The sequence below is a fragment of the Actinospica durhamensis genome, from assembly GCF_018139695.1.
In the GTDB taxonomy this organism is placed as follows: domain Bacteria; phylum Actinomycetota; class Actinomycetes; order Streptomycetales; family Catenulisporaceae; genus Actinospica; species Actinospica durhamensis.
Genome location: NZ_JAGSOG010000766.1, coordinates 1 through 436, shown reverse-complemented (window position 1 = coordinate 436; position 436 = coordinate 1). Strand labels below are relative to the sequence as shown.

The 436-nt window shown below is 59.6% G+C and carries 1 protein-coding gene; it reads right to left on the bottom strand.

All coding sequences use genetic code 11. The annotated features are described in order from the left end of the window. On the bottom strand, positions 1-184 hold a 184-nt coding region (locus KDL01_RS42120; protein ID WP_212534295.1), incomplete at its 3' end, for a DUF456 family protein. Between the last annotated feature and the right edge of the window lie 252 nt (positions 185-436).

Here is a 436-nt window from a genome sequence, read left to right as displayed (position 1 = left end):
GGGTCAGCACGCCCAGCGCGACCAGGGTGGGCCAGCCGACGTGGGCGAAGCCGTCGGCCCAGGCCGCCAGCAGCAGCCCGATGAACACCAGCGGGATGCCCGGGAGGGCCGGCAGGATGATGCCGGCGATGCCGATCAGGACAAAAATGACCGCTAGCAGATATAAGATGAATGAGAGTCCCATGCTGTCCCGTATGGTGGCCGTTTTGGGGTTGACAGTGAAAGATTTTGCCAGTTGCTTTTTCGTTTTGGGCGGGTTAAGTTGCAGTCGCTGAGCTTGGCAAGGTCACCGTGGATCGTGGCCTGATGAAGCAAGATCTTTCCGATCCGCTGCATCGATGCACCTCGCTTCCCCCTTGCTTGTCAGCCGCCCACCGGGCGTTTCCAACAACAAGAGAGAGTCAAAGGGAGTTAGTGAGATGGCTGAGCGCGAGAC